The sequence below is a fragment of the Micromonospora sp. CA-240977 genome (genome assembly GCF_050942285.1).
Classification (GTDB): Bacteria; Actinomycetota; Actinomycetes; order Mycobacteriales; family Micromonosporaceae; genus Micromonospora.
In genome coordinates this window covers 5,332,429-5,351,149 of record NZ_CP192055.1, presented here as the reverse complement: position 1 = coordinate 5,351,149, position 18,721 = coordinate 5,332,429, and the positions used below count along the sequence as shown (strand labels likewise).

At 73.9% G+C, this 18,721-nt stretch carries 19 protein-coding genes; 10 read left to right on the top strand and 9 right to left on the bottom strand.

The genetic code is table 11. From position 1 onward, the window contains the following. Positions 1 to 219 precede the first annotated feature (219 nt). Both ACQPWW_RS24105 and ACQPWW_RS24100 read left to right on the top strand, forming a co-directional pair. Positions 220 to 1,371, top strand: coding sequence for an XdhC family protein (locus ACQPWW_RS24105; protein ID WP_433125728.1), 1,152 nt, complete (start codon positions 220 to 222; stop codon positions 1,369 to 1,371). A gap of 114 nt (positions 1,372 to 1,485) precedes the next feature. After that, the gene (locus tag ACQPWW_RS24100; RefSeq protein WP_433134526.1) at positions 1,486 to 2,421 is read left to right on the top strand and encodes a PfkB family carbohydrate kinase; all 936 of its coding nucleotides are present in this window, start codon (positions 1,486 to 1,488) and stop codon (positions 2,419 to 2,421) included. Here ACQPWW_RS24100 and ACQPWW_RS24095 read toward each other — a convergent pair. Continuing rightward, positions 2,418 to 3,248 carry an MBL fold metallo-hydrolase gene (locus tag ACQPWW_RS24095; RefSeq protein ID WP_433125727.1) on the bottom strand — a complete coding sequence of 277 codons (831 nt, stop codon included), beginning with the start codon at positions 3,246 to 3,248 and terminating at the stop codon, positions 2,418 to 2,420. The two genes, ACQPWW_RS24100 and ACQPWW_RS24095, sit on opposite strands and share 4 nt — an antisense overlap. Continuing rightward, positions 3,245 to 3,649: a thioesterase family protein gene (locus tag ACQPWW_RS24090; RefSeq protein ID WP_357803715.1), complete on the bottom strand. Its 405-nt coding sequence runs from the start codon at positions 3,647 to 3,649 to the stop codon at positions 3,245 to 3,247. Before ACQPWW_RS24090 ends, ACQPWW_RS24095 begins: the two co-directional genes overlap by 4 nt. Before the next feature lie 127 nt (positions 3,650 to 3,776). On the opposite strand from ACQPWW_RS24090, the gene ACQPWW_RS24085 reads away from it, so the two are divergent. Beyond that, positions 3,777 to 4,844, top strand: a complete 1,068-nt coding sequence (locus tag ACQPWW_RS24085; protein WP_433125725.1) for a phosphatase PAP2 family protein — start codon at positions 3,777 to 3,779, stop codon at positions 4,842 to 4,844. 25 nt (positions 4,845 to 4,869) lie between these two features. Here the strand turns inward: ACQPWW_RS24085 and ACQPWW_RS24080 are convergent, their stop codons facing one another. The 3 genes from ACQPWW_RS24080 to ACQPWW_RS24070 all read right to left on the bottom strand — a co-directional run bounded on the left by ACQPWW_RS24080 (position 4,870) and on the right by ACQPWW_RS24070 (position 7,284). Beyond that, the gene (locus ACQPWW_RS24080) at positions 4,870 to 6,429 is read right to left on the bottom strand and encodes a PH domain-containing protein (RefSeq protein WP_433125724.1); all 1,560 of its coding nucleotides are present in this window, start codon (positions 6,427 to 6,429) and stop codon (positions 4,870 to 4,872) included. A gap of 76 nt (positions 6,430 to 6,505) precedes the next feature. Further along, a complete protein-coding gene (locus tag ACQPWW_RS24075; RefSeq protein ID WP_433125722.1) occupies positions 6,506 to 7,057 on the bottom strand; it encodes a PH domain-containing protein in 552 nt (183 codons plus the stop codon). Further along, the gene (locus ACQPWW_RS24070) at positions 7,054 to 7,284 is read right to left on the bottom strand and encodes a hypothetical protein (protein WP_433125721.1); all 231 of its coding nucleotides are present in this window, start codon (positions 7,282 to 7,284) and stop codon (positions 7,054 to 7,056) included. Before ACQPWW_RS24070 ends, ACQPWW_RS24075 begins: the two co-directional genes overlap by 4 nt. Before the next feature lie 240 nt (positions 7,285 to 7,524). Between ACQPWW_RS24070 and ACQPWW_RS24065 the strand changes: the two genes are divergently transcribed. Genes ACQPWW_RS24065 through ACQPWW_RS24055 form a run of 3 tightly spaced genes read left to right on the top strand, consistent with a single transcriptional unit; the run spans position 7,525 to position 10,552 of the window. Beyond that, positions 7,525 to 8,631 (top strand): AAA family ATPase, encoded by a 1,107-nt coding sequence (locus ACQPWW_RS24065; RefSeq protein WP_433125720.1) that lies wholly within the window; start codon positions 7,525 to 7,527, stop codon positions 8,629 to 8,631. Further along, the gene (locus tag ACQPWW_RS24060) at positions 8,610 to 9,605 is read left to right on the top strand and encodes a DUF58 domain-containing protein (RefSeq protein WP_433134524.1); all 996 of its coding nucleotides are present in this window, start codon (positions 8,610 to 8,612) and stop codon (positions 9,603 to 9,605) included. Before ACQPWW_RS24065 ends, ACQPWW_RS24060 begins: the two co-directional genes overlap by 22 nt. After that, complete coding sequence (locus ACQPWW_RS24055) at positions 9,602 to 10,552, top strand: VWA domain-containing protein (protein ID WP_433125719.1); 951 nt, start codon at positions 9,602 to 9,604, stop codon at positions 10,550 to 10,552. Before ACQPWW_RS24060 ends, ACQPWW_RS24055 begins: the two co-directional genes overlap by 4 nt. Positions 10,553 to 10,877: 325 nt before the next feature. On the opposite strand, the gene ACQPWW_RS24050 is transcribed toward ACQPWW_RS24055, so the two are convergent. The 4 genes from ACQPWW_RS24050 to ACQPWW_RS24035 all read right to left on the bottom strand — a co-directional run bounded on the left by ACQPWW_RS24050 (position 10,878) and on the right by ACQPWW_RS24035 (position 15,006). Beyond that, positions 10,878 to 12,110: an acyltransferase family protein gene (locus tag ACQPWW_RS24050; protein WP_433125717.1), complete on the bottom strand. Its 1,233-nt coding sequence runs from the start codon at positions 12,108 to 12,110 to the stop codon at positions 10,878 to 10,880. Further along, positions 12,107 to 13,012, bottom strand: a complete 906-nt coding sequence (locus ACQPWW_RS24045) for an alpha/beta hydrolase (RefSeq protein ID WP_433125716.1) — start codon at positions 13,010 to 13,012, stop codon at positions 12,107 to 12,109. Before ACQPWW_RS24045 ends, ACQPWW_RS24050 begins: the two co-directional genes overlap by 4 nt. A 99-nt stretch (positions 13,013 to 13,111) precedes the next feature. Next, positions 13,112 to 13,774, bottom strand: a complete 663-nt coding sequence (locus tag ACQPWW_RS24040) for a response regulator (RefSeq protein ID WP_433125714.1) — start codon at positions 13,772 to 13,774, stop codon at positions 13,112 to 13,114. After that, a complete protein-coding gene (locus tag ACQPWW_RS24035) occupies positions 13,771 to 15,006 on the bottom strand; it encodes a sensor histidine kinase (RefSeq protein ID WP_433125713.1) in 1,236 nt (411 codons plus the stop codon). The genes ACQPWW_RS24040 and ACQPWW_RS24035 overlap by 4 nt, the downstream gene beginning before the upstream one ends. 155 nt (positions 15,007 to 15,161) lie before the next feature. On the opposite strand from ACQPWW_RS24035, the gene fabG reads away from it, so the two are divergent. From fabG to ACQPWW_RS24015, 4 genes are all read left to right on the top strand, one after another. Next, entirely contained in the window at positions 15,162 to 15,866 is a 705-nt protein-coding gene (fabG, locus tag ACQPWW_RS24030) for a 3-oxoacyl-ACP reductase FabG (RefSeq protein ID WP_355030443.1), read from the top strand. A gap of 36 nt (positions 15,867 to 15,902) precedes the next feature. Beyond that, on the top strand, positions 15,903 to 16,670 hold the full coding sequence (gene fabI, locus ACQPWW_RS24025) for an enoyl-ACP reductase FabI (RefSeq protein WP_433125711.1): 768 nt from the start codon (positions 15,903 to 15,905) through the stop codon (positions 16,668 to 16,670). A gap of 91 nt (positions 16,671 to 16,761) precedes the next feature. After that, a complete protein-coding gene (locus ACQPWW_RS24020) occupies positions 16,762 to 17,814 on the top strand; it encodes a ferrochelatase (protein ID WP_433125709.1) in 1,053 nt (350 codons plus the stop codon). Then, positions 17,807 to 18,586 (top strand): HAD-IIA family hydrolase, encoded by a 780-nt coding sequence (locus ACQPWW_RS24015; RefSeq protein WP_091403868.1) that lies wholly within the window; start codon positions 17,807 to 17,809, stop codon positions 18,584 to 18,586. Before ACQPWW_RS24020 ends, ACQPWW_RS24015 begins: the two co-directional genes overlap by 8 nt. Positions 18,587 to 18,721 lie beyond the last annotated feature (135 nt).

The following is an 18,721-nucleotide window of genomic DNA, read 5'->3' as shown; positions in this document are numbered from 1 at the left end:
GCGCGCCATCAACGGTCCTGTCAGGGACCGGCGCCCTCGCGTGTGACGAACCCGGCAACCGGTGGCGCGGCAGCCCTCGCACCGCCCGGTACCCGTCATCCCATCACGCCACGCCGCCGCGACGCAATAGCTGTTCCTCGATGGATGAGTTGACCCACCGGCCGCCGCCGCACGCCATATCCTGCGGACGGGGACGACGGAACGGAGAGGCGGCGGCCGGTGCCGGAGGTATTCGACGAGGTGCACCGCCGGTGCCGCGCCGGTGAGCCGGTCGCGCTGGCCACCGTCGTGGCCACCTGGCACTCCGCGCCGCAACCACCCGGCGCGACAATGGCGGTGGCGATCGACGGCACGGTCACCGGCAGCGTCTCCGGCGGCTGCGTCGAGGCGGACCTCTACGAACGGTCCCGCCGGGTGCTCGACACCGGCGCGGCCGAGCTGATCCGCTACGGCGTCAGCGACGACGACGCGTACGCCGTGGGTCTGACCTGCGGTGGCGTCCTCGACGTGTTCGTGGAGCGCGTCGACGGCGGCGCCCTGCCGGAGTTGGCGGCGGTCGCCGCCGCCCGCCGAGGGGGCCAACCGGCGGCAGTGGTCACCTGCGTGGCCGCCGACGCCGGCGATCCACTGGGCGCGGTGCCGGCCGATCCGGCGCGGCGACTGGGTCGGCGGCTGGCGCTGACCGGCCAGCGGTCGATCGGCTCGCTGGGTGACGACCGGCTCGACGACGCCGCCCGCGTCGACGCCCTCGGGCTGCTCGCCACCGGGCACAGCGGGACGCTCCGGTACGGCTACCACGGGCAGCGGCGCGGCAGCGGCGTCACCCTCTTCGTGACCGCGTACGCCACCCCGCCTCGGATGATCGTCTTCGGGGCGATCGACTTCGCCGCCGCGGTGGCCCGGATCGGGGCGTTCCTCGGCTACCGGGTCACCGTCTGCGACGCCCGAGGAGTCTTCACCACCGCACGGCGCTTTCCCGAGGCGGACGAGGTGGTGGTGCAGTGGCCGCACCGCTACCTGCGGACGGAGTTGGACGCGGGCCGCGCCGACGGGCGGACGGTGGTGTGCGTCCTCACCCACGATCCGAAGTTCGACGTGCCGGTGCTGGAGCTGGCGTTACGCCACCGGTTGGCGTACGTCGGCGCGATGGGCTCGCGGCGCACCCACGACGAGCGGCACAAGCTGCTGCGCGAGGCGGGGCTCACCGCGGCGCAACTGGGCCGGCTCGCCTCCCCGATCGGGCTGGACCTCGGTGGTCGTACCCCGGAGGAGACCGCGGTGAGTGTGGCCGCGCAGATCGTCGCGGCCCGCTGGGGCGGCAGCGGCCGTCCGCTGGCGGCGCTGGACGGGGCGATCCACCGACCGGGGTAGCGCGTGCCGGTGCGCGGCCTTCGGCGCCCACCGGGCCGTGCGCTGTGCCAGCCTGGTGGCACGGTGATCGGCTCGGCGCGGCGGCCGGTGGTGGGTGACGACGAGAGGATCGGCATGGGGTACGCGGTGGTGCTCGGCGAGGCGCTCGTCGACCTGCTCGACAGCGAGCGCGACGGGGAGCGGGTCTACCGGCAGATGATCGGCGGCGGGCCGCTCAACGTCGCCGTCGGGGTGGCCCGCCTCGGCGGTGCGGCACAGTTCGTCGGTTCGCTCGGCGACGACGTGCTGGGCGGCCGGATCCGCGACTTCCTGACCGCTGCCGACGTCGGGGTGACCGGTGCGGTGACGGTGCCGGCGCCGACCACGCTCGCGGTGGTCACGTACGCCGGACCCGAACCCGACTTCCGCTTCTACGGCGAGCCGGCGTCCTACGGCCTGCTCGGTCCCGACGATCTGGACCTCGCGCTGATGGAGGGCGCCGACGTGCTCTCCTGCGGCTCGGTGGCGCTGCTCCGGCCCGGCCCGCTGGCTGCCGCCCGGCGGGCCTGGTCGCTCGCCGCGGGTCTGCGGGTCTTCGACCCGAACGTGCGCCCCCGACTGCTGGACGGGCCGGCCGCGCTGGACGGGCTACGCCAGGTGGTGGCCGAGTTCGCCGCCGGCGCGCACGTGGTCAAGCTGAGCGCCGCCGACGCCGGGCTGCTCTACCCGGGTGAACCGGTCGAGGGGGTGGCCGCGTACCTGCGCGAGCTGGGCGCCGCCACGGTGGTGGTGACGCTCGGCGCGGCCGGGGCGGTGCTGGCCGCCGCCGACGCCGACCCGGTCCGGGTGCCGGCCCCGAAGGTCGACGCGATCGACGCCACCGGCGCCGGCGACTCCGTGCTGGCCGCGCTGATCGCCGACCTGCTCGTCGACGGCGAACCGGACTCCCCGCACGGGTGGGTCGAGCGGGTCGCGTTCGCGCTGCGGGTGGCGGGCCTGGTCTGCGAGAGGCCCGGAGGGGCCACCGCCATGCCCACCCGCGCCGACGTCGAGCGTCGCTTCGCGGCCTAGGCCTCGCCGTTCAGCTCGGCGTAGCCGCGGTGGGCGGCGATCAGGGCGGCGCGGGCGCCGAAGGGGCCCTCCGCGGCCACCCTCTCCGGCGGGGCGCTGCCGGTGTGCGCGGCCCGGATCAGCCAGGCCAGCTTCGCCAGCTCGGCATGCTGGGCGCGGACGAAGTCGACGTCCACCGGATCACCGTGACCCGGCACCACCACAGTGCGCGCGGTGGTCAGCCGCAGCAGGTCCGCGACCGCGTCCGGCCATTGCAGGGGGTACGCGTCCTCGAAGGCGGGCGGCCCGCTCTGCTCCACCAGGTCCCCGGCGATGAGCACGTCGGCGTCCGGCACGTGCACCACCAGGTCCGCGTCGGTGTGCCCCCGCCCCGGGTGCCGCAGCAGCACCCGCCGGCCACCGAGGTCGAGCGACGTCTCGGTGTGCACGGTGTGCGTCGGGGCGAGCAGGGGGGTGTCGGCCAGCTCGGCGGCGAGCGCCGGGTGCTCCTCGCGCAGCTCCGCGTACGCCTCCCGGCGCAGCCGCTCCGGGTCCGTGCGCAGCGCCGTGGCGGCCAGCTCGTGCGCGTACACCGGGCGGGGCGGGTCGCCGGCCAGGACGGCGTTGCCGAAGCAGTGGTCGTAGTGGTGGTGGGTGTTGACGAGCGTCAACGGGCGGTCGGTGACCGCCCGGACGGCGGCGGCCAGCTCGGCGGCCTGAGCGGCGGAGGAGAGCGTGTCCACAAGGAGCGCCTCGTCGTCGCCGACGACAAGTGTGACGTTGACCCGCAGCAGTGGTTCGCGTCTCACGTGCACCCGGTCGGCGATCTCGGCGAAACCGGCGGTCACGACGACCGCCCGGCACGCTCGACGAAGCGTTGCCGGTCCACCAGGATCCGGTCCACCCGACCCCGGGCCACCGTCTGGTCGCCGTCGCTGACCGTGACCTCGAACGACAGTCGGCGCCCGTCGACCGTCGCCAGCAGGGCCTGCGCCCGCACCGTCCGGCCGACCACTGTCGGCGCCAGGTGCTCCAGCTCGACCCGCGTGCCCACTGTCGTCGACCCCGCCGGCATCCCGGTCGCCGTCGCCGCGACGGTGGCGGCCTCGGCCAGCGCGAGCACCCGGGGAGTGCCCAGCACCGGTACGTCCCCGGAACCGACCGCCTGGGCGGTGTCCGCGTCGGTGACTGTCAACTCGACCTGGGCGGTCAGACCCGGCGCGAAGGCCGGCTCGGGCTGCTCCTGCATGGTCGTCAGCCTAGGTGCTCGCCGGAGGCCTCGGGCACGCGCCCGGCGATCCGGACGCACCCACGGCGAACGACCGACAGGTGGTCCCCGTCGGTCGATGCCGTACCCGTCGTTAACCTTGACGACGATGGCCGTCGTGACTGACCCCCAGCCCCCCGCCCGGACCGACCCGCCCGCGTCCGGCGACGGGGGTCGTCGGCGCGTCGTCGCCATGAGCGTGTGGGCGGTGGCCTTCGTCACTGCCTGGCTGGCGATCGGGCTGCCCACCGACCCCGCGTACGCCTTCGTCTGGATCTGGGCGGCGACCGTCGCCTGGAACAGCGACCGGCCGTGGCGCAGTCACCTGCGCTTCGCCCGGGACTGGGTGCCGGTGGTGCTGCTGTTCGTCGTCTACAACCTCTCGCGCGGGTTCGCCGACAACGGGGCCACCCCGCACGCGATGGAGCTGATCGTCGCCGACCGGTTCATGTTCGGCTGGGCCACCGGCGGCGAGGTGCCCACCATCTGGTTGCAGGAGCACCTCTACCGGCCACAGGTGCACTGGTGGGACGTCGCCGCGAGCTGGGTGTACTTCTCCCATTTCGTCGTCGCGTTGACCGCCGCCGCGGTGCTCTGGCTGCGGGACCGCCACCGCTGGGCGGCGTACATGCGGCGCTGGGGTTTCCTCTGCGCCGCCGGCCTGGTGACCTACTTCATCTACCCGGCCGCCCCGCCCTGGTGGGCGGCGCAGAACGGGCTGCTCACCGAGGTCGCCCGGATCTCCACCCGGGGCTGGAAGGCGTTCGGCATGCACGGTGCCGGCAACGTGCTCAACGCCGGCCAGATCGCGTCCAACCCGGTCGCCGCGATGCCGTCGCTGCACACCGCGTGGGCGCTGTTCGTGGTGCTGTTCTTCCTGACCACCACCCGCCGCCGCTGGTGGCCGCTGCTGCTCGCGTACCCGCTGGCGATGACCTTCACCCTCGTCTACTCGGGTGAGCACTACGTGATCGACGTGCTGGTCGGCTGGACGTACGTGGGGCTGACCTTCCTGGTGGTCGGCTTGGCGGAGCGCGGTTGGGCGGCCTGGCGGGTCCGCCACCCGAAGGCCGAGGCGCAGCCCGCCACCGGGGGACCACCCGAGCGGATCGGCGCCCCGGAGGGCGCGACCGGGCCGGCTACCGCCGACCAGCCGGCGATTCCCGCCGATCGCTGACCGCACCCACCCGTCGGTCAGGCGGTCACTGCCCCTCCGGCCAGCGGGTCGGGGCGACGACCTCCTGATCATCGGGAGGCTGCGGAACGGGGTGGTGGGCTCGGTGGGCGCGGGCGTTCAGCTCGGCCGCCATCGCCCACGCCTCGGCCAGGTCGCGGTCCTGGGCGGTGGCACCGGAACCGCCAGCGGTGTCCGCGTGCACGGACGCCAGCCCGAGGCGGCGCTGCACCGGCCCCTGCACCACCCGCACACTCTGGATGCGGGCGTACGGCAGGATCACCAACTGCCGGGTGAGCCGCCCGGAGCGGGTGGCGAACACCTGCTCGAACAGTCCCGCGCCGAACGCGCGACGGCCCAGCGGGTGCAGCCATCGGGTGCGGGTCGGTGGAGGGGTCAGCGTCAGGGTGTCGAGGCGTACCCCGGGCAGCACCTCGGCGACGATCATCGTCGCGGTCGGCAGGTCACCGACCGGCAGTAGTCGGTCGGGCCGGTTGCGGTCGTCGGCCTCGGCGAGGGAGTACCCCGCCACCTCCAGGCGCAGCCGCAGCCAGCCGTTCACCCGCCAGAGCAGCGGCCAGGTGGCCCGCACGGTCTGCACCCGCGCCAGTGGCACGGCCTGCGCCCGCGTCTCCAGCAGGCCGTTGTGCACCCGCAGCGTGCCGCCGTCGCGGGCCAGCCGGAAGTTCCAGTCGTCGAGGACCCGCCGGATCGGTTGCAGCAGCACGCCCGCCATCGCGGTCAGCGTGCTCGCCACCGCGACGAACGACCACGACCCCGCGGTGACGAACTGCACCACGACGAAGGCCACACCGAACGGGAGCAGGAACGCCTGCGGGGTGAGCAGTTGGCTGACCAGCAGGCTCTGGTTGCGTACCGCGTGCAGTGGTCGGCCCGGCGCGGTCGTCACCGATGGCGCCGCCGCCCCCGGGAGCACCGCGGCCGTCGCGTCGCCCGGCCCGGTCGGCTGCGTCACCCGCCCGGCCAGCGCCAGCAGCCGCTCGCGCAGCCGGGCCGCGTCGGCCACCGCGAGGTACGCCAGGGGCGCCTCGGTCTTGCCGCCGCCCACCACCTCCAGCCGCAACTCGGCCAGACCACTGAGCTGGGCCAGCAGTGGCCGGACCACCTCCACGGCCTGTAGTCGCTCCAACGGGATGGCCCGGGTGCGCCGCCAGAGCAGCCCCTCGTAGACCCGCAGTTCGCGGCCCACCACGTGGTAGCCCGTGTTGTACCAGCTGATCACCGACAGCACTGTCGCGCCCAGCGCCAGCACCGCCACCATGGCGGCGAACCAGCCGAAGCCCACCCGGGACAGCGTCGACCACGACAACCCGGCGATGACCACGGCCAGGGACTTCGCGCCGTGCAGCAGTGGGCTGAGCGGATGCAGCCGCTGCCGGGGCTCGCCGTCGCCGTCGCCCGGGTACGCCGGCCCGGAGGAGGGCCCCGCCGACGGCACCGGCCCGTGCGGCGTCAGGTCGGCGGGTGGCGGCGGCCCGTGCGGCGTCAGGTCGGCGGGTGGCGGCGGCCCGTGCGGCGTCGCGTCGGCGGGGGGCACGGTGCTCGGCTCGGCGGGACCGTCGTTCATCGGACCGGCCCCGGGCCCGGCCGGTGCTCCGCTCCGGACGTGTCAGGTCCGCCGCGGTGCCGGCCCGCTCCAGCGTTCACAGCCCCTCCGCCCGGTCCTCGCCGAGCGCGGTGAGCCGGTCGCGCAGCCGGGACGCCTCCGCCGGGCGCAGTCCGGGAACCCGGGCGTCGCTCGCCGCCGCGGCGGTGTGCAACTGCACGGTGGCCAGGTCGAAGGCACGCTCCAACGGCCCGGCGCTGACGTCGACGAACTGCATCCGCGAGTACGGGACGATGGAGAGGCGGCGGACCAGCAGCCCGTGCCGGACCAGCAGGTCGGCGTCCCTTTCGGCGTACCCCCAGGCCCGGACCGCGCGGACGATCGCGACGGCCCGCCACCCGCCGAGCACGAGCACGACGGCGAGGGCGAGCCCGAACAGCCAGTGGCCGCTCAACGCCCAGCCGACACCTGTCGCCGCCAGCCCGATGGCGACAACGACCGCCAGCCGGATCAACTCCACCCAGATCAGGTCGGTGGAGATCGGCTGCCAGTGGACCGTGTCGGGCCAGGGCTCCAGCGGCCCTCGGCCCGCCGGTGCGGCCGTCGAGGCGTCGTATCCGGGAGGCGGTGGGGCGCCGGGGGTGCTCACGTGTCGAGCGTAGGCGATCCGGGCACCGGAGTGACGGCACGCAGAAAGCCGCGAGCGTCCAGGAAGTCACCGAGGCTGGTCCGGTGATCGGCGCAGGCCAGCCAGGTCTTGCGCCGATCGGCGTCGTGCAGCCGGGGATTGTTCCACTCCAGGGCCCAGACAGCGGAGGCCCGGCAGCCGCGGGCCGAGCAGACGAGGACGTCGTCGGCGCTGGAGGGGATGCTCATCCGGGCCAGTCTAGGGCGGCCGGACGGAAGTTTGATCGCCGGGCGACCACGGGGGGAGCCGCCCGGCGACGGGGTGAATCGTACACGCGGCAGGCCGGTCCTTGTACACCCTCGTCGGGCGATTCTGCTGCTGAGGGCGGCGCGGCGAAAATCGGCTTCTCCCCACCTCGACACTCAGCAAGGCATGCGAGTCTTGATACCGCACGAGCCGCGACGACCGACAAACGCTGTGGAGGACCGGTGGCCCAGCCGACCATGCCCGACGCTCCGACGCCGAACGGGGCGGCACCGCAGACGCCCGCGGCGGTGACGACACCCGCGCAGGACGCCACCCTGTTGGAGCGGGCGCTGTTCGAGATCAAACGTGTGATCGTCGGGCAGGACCGGATGGTGGAGCGGATGTTCGTCGCGCTGCTCGCTCGCGGTCACTGTCTGCTCGAAGGGGTCCCCGGGGTCGCCAAGACCCTGGCGGTGGAGACCCTCGCCAAGGTCGTCGGCGGGTCCTTCGCCCGGGTGCAGTTCACCCCGGACCTGGTGCCCGCCGACATCATGGGCACCCGCATCTACCGGCAGTCCAGCGAGAAGTTCGACGTCGAGCTGGGCCCGGTCTTCGTCAACTTCCTGCTCGCCGACGAGATCAACCGGGCGCCGGCGAAGGTCCAGTCCGCGCTGCTGGAGGTGATGAGCGAGCGGCAGGTGTCCATCGGCGGCGAGAGCCACCGGGTGCCCGACCCGTTCCTGGTGATGGCCACCCAGAACCCGATCGAGCAGGAGGGCGTCTACCCGCTGCCGGAGGCGCAGCGGGACCGGTTCCTCATGAAGATCGTGGTGGGCTACCCGACCGACGCGGAGGAACGCGAGATCGTCTACCGGATGGGCGTGGCAGCGCCCGAGCCGACCGCGGTCTTCGACACCCCCGAGCTGATCGCCCTGCAACGCAAGGCGGACCAGGTCTTCGTGCACAACGCCCTTGTCGACTACGCGGTCCGGTTGGTGCTGGCGACCCGCGCCCCCGCCGAGCACGGCATGCCCGACGTCGCCCAACTGATCCAGTACGGGGCCAGCCCGCGCGCCTCGCTGGGCCTGGTCCGGGCGACCCGCGCGCTGGCGCTGTTGCGCGGGCGCGACTACGCCCTGCCGCAGGACGTGCAGGACATCGCGCCGGACATCCTGCGGCACCGGTTGGTGCTCAGCTACGACGCGCTCGCCGACGACGTGCCCGCCGACCACATCGTGCACCGGGTGATGTCGACAATTCCCCTGCCGGCGGTCGCGCCCCGGCAGCAGGCCACTCCGTCGTCGACCGCGCCGCCGCCCGGCGCTGGCTGGCCCGGGCAGCGGCCGTGACCTCACCCACCCCTCGTCCCGCCCCTGACCGCAGCGAGGCCGTGCTGTCCCGGCTGCAACTGCTCGTCACCCGCAAACTCGACGGTCTGCTCCAGGGCGACTACGCCGGTCTCCTGCCCGGGCCGGGCAGCGAGGCGGGCGAATCGCGGGAGTACCGCCCCGGCGACGACGTGCGCCGGATGGACTGGCCGGTCACCGCCCGGACCACCACACCCCACGTGCGGCGTACGGTCGCCGACCGGGAACTGGAGACCTGGCTGGCGGTGGACCTCTCCGCCAGCCTGGACTTCGGCACCGGGCAGTGGCTCAAACGGGAGGTGGTGGTGGCCGCCGCGGCCGCCGTCACCCACCTGACCGTGCGGGGCGGCAACCGGATCGGCGCGGTGATCGGCACCGGCGGCGGTGTGTCCGCACCGGCCCGCCGCTGGCGGAGCGCACCACGGCCGGCGGGGCCCGGGGTGCTCACCCGGCTGCCGGCCCGCTCCGGTCGCAAGGAGGCGCAGGGCCTGCTGCGGACCGTCGCCGGCACCACCATCCGGCCGGGCCGTGGTGACCTGGGCGCCCTGATCGAGATGCTCAACCGTCCGCCCCGCCGGCGCGGCGTGGCCGTGGTGATCTCGGACTTCCTCGCGCCGGCCGAGCAGTGGGCCCGGCCGATGCGCAAGCTGCGGGTCCGCCACGACGTGCTCGCGATCGAGGTGGTCGACCCGCGCGAGCTGGAGTTGCCGGACGTGGGTGTGTTGCCGGTGGTCGACCCGGAGAGCGGGGAGCTGCACGAGGTGCAGACCGCCGATCCACGGCTGCGGCAGCGCTACGCCGACGCCGCGACCGCCCAACGGGCCACGATCGCCGCCGCCCTGCGCGGCGCCGGCGCGGCCCACCTGCGTCTGCGTACGGACCGAGACTGGCTGCTGGACATGGTGCGTTTCGTGGCCGCGCAGCGGCACGCGCGTACCCGGGGGACGACACGATGATCCGTTTCATGCAACCGTGGTGGCTGTTGGCGGTGCTGCCGGTGCTCGCCCTCGCGGCGTTCTACGTCTGGCGGCAGCTGCACCGCCGGGCGTTCGCGATGCGGTTCACCAATGTGGACCTGCTGCGTACGGTGGCGCCGAAGGGGCTCGGTTGGCGTCGGCACGTTCCGGCGACGGCGTTCCTGCTCTGCCTGTTGGTGTTGGCCACCGCGCTGGCCCGGCCGGCGGTGGACACCCGGGAGCCGTTGGAGCGGGCCACCGTGATGCTCGCCATCGACGTGTCGCTGTCGATGCAGGCCGACGACGTGGCGCCGAACCGGCTGGAGGCGGCCCAGGAGGCCGCCAAGCAGTTCGTCGGTGAGCTGCCGGAGAGCTACAACCTGGGTCTCGTGTCGTTCGCCAAGGCGGCAAACGTGCTGGTGCCGCCGGGCAAGGACCGGGACGCTGTGACAAGTGCCATCGACGGTCTGGTGCTGGCCGAGGCGACCGCGACCGGTGAGGCGGTGTTCACCTGCCTGGAGGCGATCCGGTCGGTGCCGGCCGACGGCGCGGCGGGCATCCCGCCGGCACGGATCGTGCTGCTCTCCGACGGGTTCCGCACCTCCGGGCGGGCGGTGGAGGAGGCGGCGGCGGCCGCGCAGGCGGCCAACGTGCCGGTCTCCACCATCGCGTTCGGCACCGACACCGGTCAGGTCGACATCGGTGGGCAGTTGCAGCGGGTGCCGGTGGACCGGCTGGCCCTGGCCGAGCTTGCCGAGACCACCGAGGGCTACTTCTACGAGGCGGCCTCGGTGAGCGAGCTGAAGCAGGTCTATCAGGACATGGGCAGCTCGATCGGCTTCCGGACCGAGCCGCGGGAGGTGACCCAGTGGTACGCCGGGGTGGCGTTGCTGCTGGCGCTCTGCGCCGGCGCGCTCAGCCTGCTGTGGTCGTCGCGGATGCTCTGAGAGCGGTGGACCGGCGGTGGTCACTGACCGCCGCCGGTCAGCACCACCTCAGTGGCCGCCGCCGGCCAGCACGAAGACGATGGCCACCCAGACGGCGGCGAGGGTGAAGCCCAGTGGGGCGACGTAGCGGCTCATGGACGGCTCCGGGTGGCGGCTGGACGGTCCGCGTGCGGGGGCGGACCGCAGGGGGTGGGGACGCGCACACGAAGTCGTGACCGGGCGGCTCCCGGCGACCGCCCGGAACCGGACGGCGCGGCACACACCTCGGCGGATGCCGAGGGGTGGGGGAGCGGAGCGGGGTCAGCTCACCAGACTGAGTCGTGGCTCAGCGGGGCTGACCATCGGCCCGGCCACGACTGGGAGGATCGCTATCTCGCACAGCGATCACCTCCTGCAAGTCGGGCGGGCCGGAACGTTGATGATCGTACACCTGCGGCGCCGACGGGACGCACTCGGCCGACCGGCCGGAGACCCCTCCACCGCCCGGTTGGCGCCGCGGTCGCGGCTGGCCCGCCCGCACGACAGTGACAAGCACCGCGGCGAGCAACGGCAGCCAGCAGAAACGCGCCAGCACCCAGCCGGGGTCGTCCGGCACCGTGTGCAACCCCGGCAGCGCCAGCCCGCCGCGGGCGGTGAGCGCGGTCACCCCCACCAGGATCGGCTGGTGGCACAGATAGATCCGGAACGCGCAGCGGTTCACCTCGGTCACCGCTCGGCCCGGCAACGGCCGGGCCAGCAGCCGTTCCAGCGCCGGCCGGGCGAGCAGGCCCAGCCCGACCTGGGTCACCGCCAGCGCCACGGCCAGCAGCGACGGCGGGTTCAGGTTGGACACCCCGGCCCCGGGCACGCCGACCGCGCTCACCGGGTAGCCCACGGCCAGCAACGCGGTCAGCGCGGCCACCCCGCCGGCCGCGAGCGTGCCCGCCGCCCGCCGGCCGGCCAACCGCCCGTCGGCGTGCGCCACGCCCAGCAGGTACGGCACCGACCAGGCCGCCACCACGCTGACCGGGGGCAGGTGGCCGCCGGCCGGCAGCAGCCGCACCGCCAGGTCCGCCGCGGCGACCACGACCACCGCCGGTACGACGCAACGGCCCAACCCCCACCGGCGTACGGCAGTGCGCAGCGGGCCGGTCATCGCGATCAGGAACACCAGCGGCACCAGGAACCACAACGGACTGACCGCGAGCCGCAGCGCGACGGCGAGCGTGTCGTCCGGGGTGCCGACGACGGTGGCGGCGAGCAGCACTGCGGCACCCACCCCCAGCAGCGCCACAGTCGGCAGCAGCAACCGGCGCAGCCGACCGGCCAACCAGCCACCCGGAGAGCCACGGTGGCCGGCCAGCGACCGGGCCGAGCCGAAGCCGGCGGTGAAGAAGAACAGCCCGAGCGTCTGCAACACCCAGGTCACCGGGGCCAGGGCGGGCAACGCGGTCAGCGGGCTGGCCTGGTGCAGCCCACCGTCGCCGGTCAGCACCAACCCGGTGACCAGCCAGTGTCCCAGCACCACCCCGCCGATGGCGTACGCCCGCAGCGCGTCGACGGTACGGTCCCGGTTCACCGCGCGTCCCCGACCCAGCCGGCGTCGACACCGTCCAGCACGACCGCCGCCACCGCCACCAGCGTGGCGCTGCCCGGGGCCAGGTAACCGTCGTGCCCGGCCACCCCGTCCACCGGCAGGCTGCGGGCGCCGAACGCCGGGTCGCCGGGGCGGCGGCCGAAACCGAGGCCGAGCAACCGCACCGGCGGAACCCGACGGACCCAGTCGGTTGTCGCCTCCGCCGCCCAGAACCGCCGTCCGCCCGGCAGATCGTCGGCGCGCTGCACCCCCGCGCCGACGCCGCCGAGGCTCACCACATCGGTGACCTGGGCCGGGGCGTCCGCCGCCGCCAGGGCCACCACCAGCGCCCCGTAGCTGTGCCCGACCACCGTGATCGTCGCCGCCGGACGGCGCGCGGCCAGTTCCCGCAGCAGCCCGACCAGCCCGGCCGCGCCGCGCCGGGCGCTGCGGTCACCGGCGGCCGTCAACACCCCGTCGGGCGGGTCGTAGCCGAGCCAGGCCAGCACCGCGACCCGCGCCAGCGGCTCGCTCGCCCGCAACTCCCGGTAGAGCTGCCCGGCCTGCGCCGCCGGCGCCCGGCGGACCACCCCGCCCAACCCCCTGTCGAAGTCGGCAAGGGTGCTGCCCACCCCCGGCACCAGCACCGCGATCCGGTCCGCCTCGGCCAGGTCGCCGAGCACCTCGACCGCGCGGCCGTCGCCGCGCCTGTCGAACGACAGGAACCGACGCCCGTCGGCCGCCCAGTCCGCGTACGGCGGGCCCGCCGCGCGCATCGCCGCCGCAGTGACCGGGTACGCCTCTACGAACCCCGTCGCCGCGACCGGCTCGGCTCGGGTCGGCAGGACCAGGTTCACGCCGAGCAGCGCGGCCAGCGCCACTCGGCTGGCACCTCGTCGTCGCATCTCGTTCTCCCTCCGGAATGTCGTCCGGAGGCACAGTGCGCGGGTGGGCGGTGCGCGGTCGTCGTCCCGGGGAGCCGTCCGCGGGGTGGCTCCGCGGAGCTACTCGCCGGCGGACACCAGACCCGTCTCGTACGCCAGCACCACGGCCTGGGCCCGGTCGCGCAACCCCAGCTTGGCCAGGATCCGCCCGACGTGCGTCTTCACCGTCTGCTCGGCGACCACCAGGTCACCCGCGATCTCCCCGTTGTTGCGACCCCGGGCGATCAACCGCAGCACCTCGGTCTCGCGGGGGGTGAGCCCGGCCAGATCGGTGGGGCGCGGCCGGCGGTGGTCCGGGCGGGCCGCGAACTCGGCGATCAACCGGCGGGTGACCGCCGGGGCGAGCAGCGCGTCCCCGGCCGCCACCACCCGCACCGCCTGCACCAGATCGGCCGCCGGGGCGTCCTTGAGCAGGAATCCGCTGGCCCCGGCGCGCAGCGCCTCGTACACGTAGTCGTCGAGGTCGAAGGTGGTGAGGATGAGCACCCGGGGTCGCTGCGCCGACCGGTCGCCGAGCAGCTTGCGGGTGGCCGCCAGACCGTCCATGACCGGCATCCGCACGTCCATCAGCACCACGTCCGGGTCGAGCCGGCGGGTGGCGGCCACGGCCTGCGCGCCGTCGGCGGCGTCACCCACCACCAGCAGGTCCGGTTGGGCGGCGAGCAGCGCGCCGAAGCCCTGCCGGACCATCGCCTGGTCGTCGACGATCAGCACCTTGATCACGCGTCCCCGCCTTCCGCGTCGTACGGCAGTTCGGCCGCCACCGCGTAACCCCCGTCGGGCAGCGGCCCGGCGGTGAACGTACCGCCCAGGGAGGTGGCCCGCTCCCGCATGCCGGTCAGGCCGTGCCCGGCCCCGGCCTCGGTGGCCGGGGCGCGCGCGTCCTCGGGCGGCGCGTTTCGCACGCGTACCGACAGGGCGGTCCCCTCGGCGCGGACGGTGACGCGCACCGCGGCCCCGGCCGCGTGCCGGGCCGCGTTGGCCAGGCCCTCCTGCACGATGCGGTACGCGGCCAGCCCGACCGGCGCGGGCACCCGCGCGTCGTCCACCCCCGCGACGTCGAGGGTGACCGGCAGGCCGGCCCGGCATGCCGCGTCCACCATCGCGCCCAGGTCGCCCAGGTCGGGCTGCGGCGCGGTCTGCGGACCGGTGGACTCGCTGCGCAGCACTCCCAACAGTCGCCGCATGTCGGTGAGCGCGTCGCGGGCCGAGGCGGCGATCGCCACGAACTCGGCGGCTGCCGGCGCCGGCACCTCGGTCAACCGGTACGGCGCGGTCTCCGCCTGCACCGCGATCAGCGACATGTGGTGCGCCACCACGTCGTGCATCTCCCGCGCGATCCGGGTGCGTTCCTCCAGCACCGCGCGGCGCTCCTGCTCCCGCTCGCTCAGCTCGGTCTGCGCGGCCAGCGCCCGCCGGGACAACCGGTTACGCCGGATCAGGTCGCCGACGATCGCCAGCGCGCCCAGCAGCGCCAGCACGGCGGCCCGGTTCTCCGGGTGCACCAGGGTGAACACCGGCACCGCGGTGGTCGCCACCACCCAGGCCAGCACCGGCCGGTCGACCCTCGTGACCACCACCGCGACCACCACGACCGACCCGAGCGCCAACGACGGCGTCCACGGCCAGGACCGGTCGGCCGGCGCGTTGAACGTGCAGATCGACAGGGCCAACACCGTCAGCCGCCAGGCCAGCAGTGGACGCCGGGGCAACGCCAGCAGCGGTGCCACGGTCATCGCCGCGAACAGCACCGCGACCGGCAGCGGCAGCCCCCACTCGCTCTCCACGGTCAGCGTGATCAGGAACAGGACGAGCGCGGCGAGCAGCCCGGCCGGCGCGGCGAAGCGGGCCAGCCCGGGCCAGCGGGCCAGCAGCGGTCGGCCGCGCGGGGCGTCCGCGCCCCACAGGGTCTGCCCGAGCGCCCGCAGAGCCACGACGATCGGTTGCCGGTTCACCACCGGGAGGCTACGGGCCGAGCCCGTCACGGGGCGTGCCACCAGGGGTTGATCCCGGTGTCGTACTCCAGTGTGACGTGTCTCCCGTTAGCGCTTACCTACCGGTAACGCCTAGGCTCCGACGCGTCCGTGCTGACCATTCGCAAGGGGGAACCGTGGCCCGTACCGTGCTGGTGACCGGGGGTAACCGGGGGATCGGCCTGGCCATCGCGCAGGCCTTCGCCAAGCAGGGCGACCGGGTGGCGGTCACCCACCGCAGCGGCGAGGCGCCCGAGGGGCTGTTCGGCGTCCGCGCCGACGTCACCGACGCGGCCTCGATCGACGCCGCGTTCACCGCCGTCGAAGCCGAGTTGGGGCCGGTCGAGGTGCTCGTCGCGAACGCCGGCATGACCGCCGACACGCTGCTGCTGCGAATGACCGAGGAGCAGTTCACCGGCGTGGTGGACACCAACCTCACAGGCGCGTTCCGGGTCGCCAAGCGGGCCTCCGGGAAGATGCTCCGCGCCAAGTGGGGCCGCATGATCTTCATCTCCTCGGTGGTCGGCCTCGCCGGCGGTGCCGGACAGGTCAACTACGCCGCCAGCAAGGCCGGTCTGGTCGGCGTGGCCCGTTCGATCACCCGGGAGCTGGGCAGCCGCAACATCACGGCCAACGTGGTGGCGCCCGGCTTCATCGACACCGACATGACGGCCGGCCTGCCCGAGGACCGCAAGGCGGAGATCCGCAAGTCGATCCCGGCCGGCCGGATGGCCAGCCCGGACGAGGTCGCCGGGGTGGTCACCTGGCTGGCCTCCGACAGCGCCGGGTACGTCTCCGGCGCGGTGATCCCGGTCGACGGCGGCCTCGGCATGGGCCACTGACCAGCGCATCTCAACAACGTACGGAGGAACTCCCGGATGTCCGGACTGCTCGCCGGTAAGCGGCTGCTCGTCACCGGTGTCATCACCGACGCCTCGATCGCCTTCTCGGTGGCGAAGCTCGCCCAGGAGAACGGCGCGCAGGTCGTGCTCACCGGCTTCGGCCGGCTCTCCCTGGTCGAGCGGATCGCCAAGCGGCTGCCCGAGCCGGCCCCGGTCATCGAGGTGGACGTCACGAACACCGACCACCTGGCCAGCCTCGCCAACCGGGTGCGCGAGCACGTCGACGGCCTCGACGGCGTCGTGCACTCGATCGGCTTCGCCCCGCAGAGTTGCCTGGGCGGCGGCTTCCTCGACGCCCCCTGGGAGGACGTCGCGACCGCGCTGCACGTCTCCACCTTCTCGTACAAGTCGTTGGCCATGGCGGCGCTGCCGCTGATGTCCCCCGGCGGCGCGGTGGTCGGCCTGACCTTCGACGCGAAGGTGGCCTGGCCGGTCTACGACTGGATGGGCGTGGCCAAGGCCGGTCTGGAGTCGGCGTCCCGCTACCTCGCCATGCACCTGGGCAAGCAGGGCATCCGCAGCAACCTGGTCGCCGCCGGGCCGCTGCGCACCATCGCCGCGAAGTCGATCCCCGGCTTCGACGAGTTCGAGGACGCCTGGTCCGAGCGGGCCCCGCTGGGCTGGAACCTCAACGACCAGGTGCCCGCCGCCAAGGCCTGCCTGGCGCTGCTGTCCGACTGGTTCCCGGCCACCACCGGCGAGATCGTCCACGTCGACGGCGGCTACCACGCCATCGGCTCCTGACGTTCCCCCCGACGACGCCCCCGACGTGACCCACGCGTCCGGACCAGGGGGCGTCGCCGGGTGGTCCCGGCCGACCGGCAAGAATGACCCCATGTCGTACGACGCGGTGGTGCTGGTGTCCTTCGGCGGGCCGGAGCGGCCCGAGGACGTGATGCCGTTCCTGCAGAACGTGACCCGGGGTCGAGGCGTGCCGCCCGAGCGGCTGGCCGAGGTCGCCGAGCACTACCAGCACTTCGGCGGGGTTTCCCCGATCAACAGGCAGAACCGTGAGCTGTTGGCCGCGATCCGCGCCGACTTCGCCGCGCACGGCCTCGACCTTCCCGTCTACTGGGGCAACCGCAACTGGGACCCGATGCTCGCCGACACCGTGACCCAGATGCGCGACGACGGGGTCACCCGGGCGCTGGCCTTCGTCACCAGCGCGTACGGCGGTTACTCGTCCTGTCGGCAGTACCAGGAGGACATCGCCGCCGCGCGGGCCGCGGTCGGCCCGGACGCCCCGGTGATCGAGAAGCTGCGCCAGTTCTGGGACCACCCCGGCTTCGTCGAGCCGCACACCGACGCGGTCCGCGCGGCCCTGAGTCAACTCGACCCGGCGCGACGGGACACCACCCGACTGGTCTTCACCGCCCACTCGATCCCCAGCTCCATGGCCGCGAACGCCGGCCCGCACGGCGGCCGGTACGAGGCGCAACTGCACGAGACCGCCCGGCTCGTGGCCGCGGCCGCCGCCCCCGACCTCGCGTACGACCTGGTCTGGCAGAGCCGCTCCGGCCCACCGCAGATGCCGTGGCTGGAGCCGGACATCAACGACCACCTGGCCACCCTCGCGCAGGGCGGCACCACCGCGGTGGTGGTCAGCCCGATCGGGTTCGTCTCCGACCACCTGGAAGTCGTCTGGGACCTGGACACCGAGGCGCTGGAAACGGCCAAGCAGCTCGGCCTGGACTTCGTCCGGGCCGCCACCCCGGGCACCGACCCGCGCTTCGTGACAATGGTGCGGGAGCTGGTCACCGAGCGGACCGACCCGGACGGCGCGCAGCTGCGCCGCCGCCTGGGCGAGCTGCCGATGTGGGACAGCTGCCCGACCGTCTGCTGCGTACCGACCCGCCGTCCGACGCCTGCTGGGGGCACCGATGCATGACCGCAAGCCCGTACAGAGTTGGCTGACCGACATGGACGGCGTGCTGGTGCACGAGGGCCAGCCGGTGCCCGGGGCACCGGAGTTCATCAACCGGATGCGTGCCTCCGGCAAGCCGTTCCTGGTGTTGACGAACAACTCGATCTACACCCCGCGTGACCTGACGGCCCGCCTGAGCCGGATGGGGCTGGACGTGCCGGAGGAGTCGATCTGGTCGTCGGCGCTGGCCACCGGCCAGTTCCTCGCCGACCAGCGGCCGGGCGGCACCGCGTACGTCATCGGTGAGGCCGGGCTGACCACGGCGCTGCACGCTGTCGGTTACGTGCTCACCGACTTCGCACCGGACTACGTGGTGCTCGGTGAGACCCGCACCTACAGCTTCGAGGCGATCACCAAGGCGGTCCGCCTGATCAACGACGGGGCCCGCTTCATCTGCACCAACCCCGACGTGACAGGCCCGTCCGTGGAGGGTGCTCTCCCGGCCGCCGGTTCGGTCGCCGCGATGATCTCCAAGGCGACCGGGGTGGAGCCGTACTTCGTCGGCAAGCCCAACCCGATGATGATGCGCTCGGCCCTCAACACGATAAACGCGCACTCGGAGAGCACCGCGATGATCGGCGACCGGATGGACACCGACATCCTCTGCGGCCTGGAGGCCGGGTTGGAGACCATCCTGGTGCTCACCGGCATCAGCAGCCGTACCGAGGCGGAGCGTTACCCGTACCGCCCGTCCCGGATCATCAACTCGGTCGCGGACCTGCTCGACGAGATCTGATCGACCCCGCTCAGTCACTCGTCCCGGCGTTGGTGGTCGCGGCGCGCCGGCGTTGGCGGTCGCGGCCCCGGCGCTGATGATCGTCGCGCTGAGCCGGGCTGATGATCGTGCTGCAACCAGGACGTAGTGGCCATT

Excerpts from the sequence above, each read along its gene's own strand:
- ACQPWW_RS24100 (WP_433134526.1), top strand. The coding sequence starts at position 1,486 with ATGGGGTACGCGGTGGTGCTCGGCGAGGCGCTCGTCGACCTGCTCGAC.
- ACQPWW_RS24090 (WP_357803715.1), bottom strand. The coding sequence starts at position 3,649 with ATGCAGGAGCAGCCCGAGCCGGCCTTCGCGCCGGGTCTGACCGCCCAG.
- ACQPWW_RS24085 (WP_433125725.1), top strand. The coding sequence starts at position 3,777 with ATGGCCGTCGTGACTGACCCCCAGCCCCCCGCCCGGACCGACCCGCCC.
- ACQPWW_RS24080 (WP_433125724.1), bottom strand. The coding sequence starts at position 6,429 with ATGAACGACGGTCCCGCCGAGCCGAGCACCGTGCCCCCCGCCGACGCG.
- ACQPWW_RS24070 (WP_433125721.1), bottom strand. The coding sequence starts at position 7,284 with ATGAGCATCCCCTCCAGCGCCGACGACGTCCTCGTCTGCTCGGCCCGC.
- ACQPWW_RS24055 (WP_433125719.1), top strand. The coding sequence starts at position 9,602 with ATGATCCGTTTCATGCAACCGTGGTGGCTGTTGGCGGTGCTGCCGGTG.
- ACQPWW_RS24045 (WP_433125716.1), bottom strand. The coding sequence starts at position 13,012 with ATGCGACGACGAGGTGCCAGCCGAGTGGCGCTGGCCGCGCTGCTCGGC.
- fabI (WP_433125711.1), top strand. The coding sequence starts at position 15,903 with ATGTCCGGACTGCTCGCCGGTAAGCGGCTGCTCGTCACCGGTGTCATC.
- ACQPWW_RS24020 (WP_433125709.1), top strand. The coding sequence starts at position 16,762 with ATGTCGTACGACGCGGTGGTGCTGGTGTCCTTCGGCGGGCCGGAGCGG.
- ACQPWW_RS24015 (WP_091403868.1), top strand. The coding sequence starts at position 17,807 with ATGCATGACCGCAAGCCCGTACAGAGTTGGCTGACCGACATGGACGGC.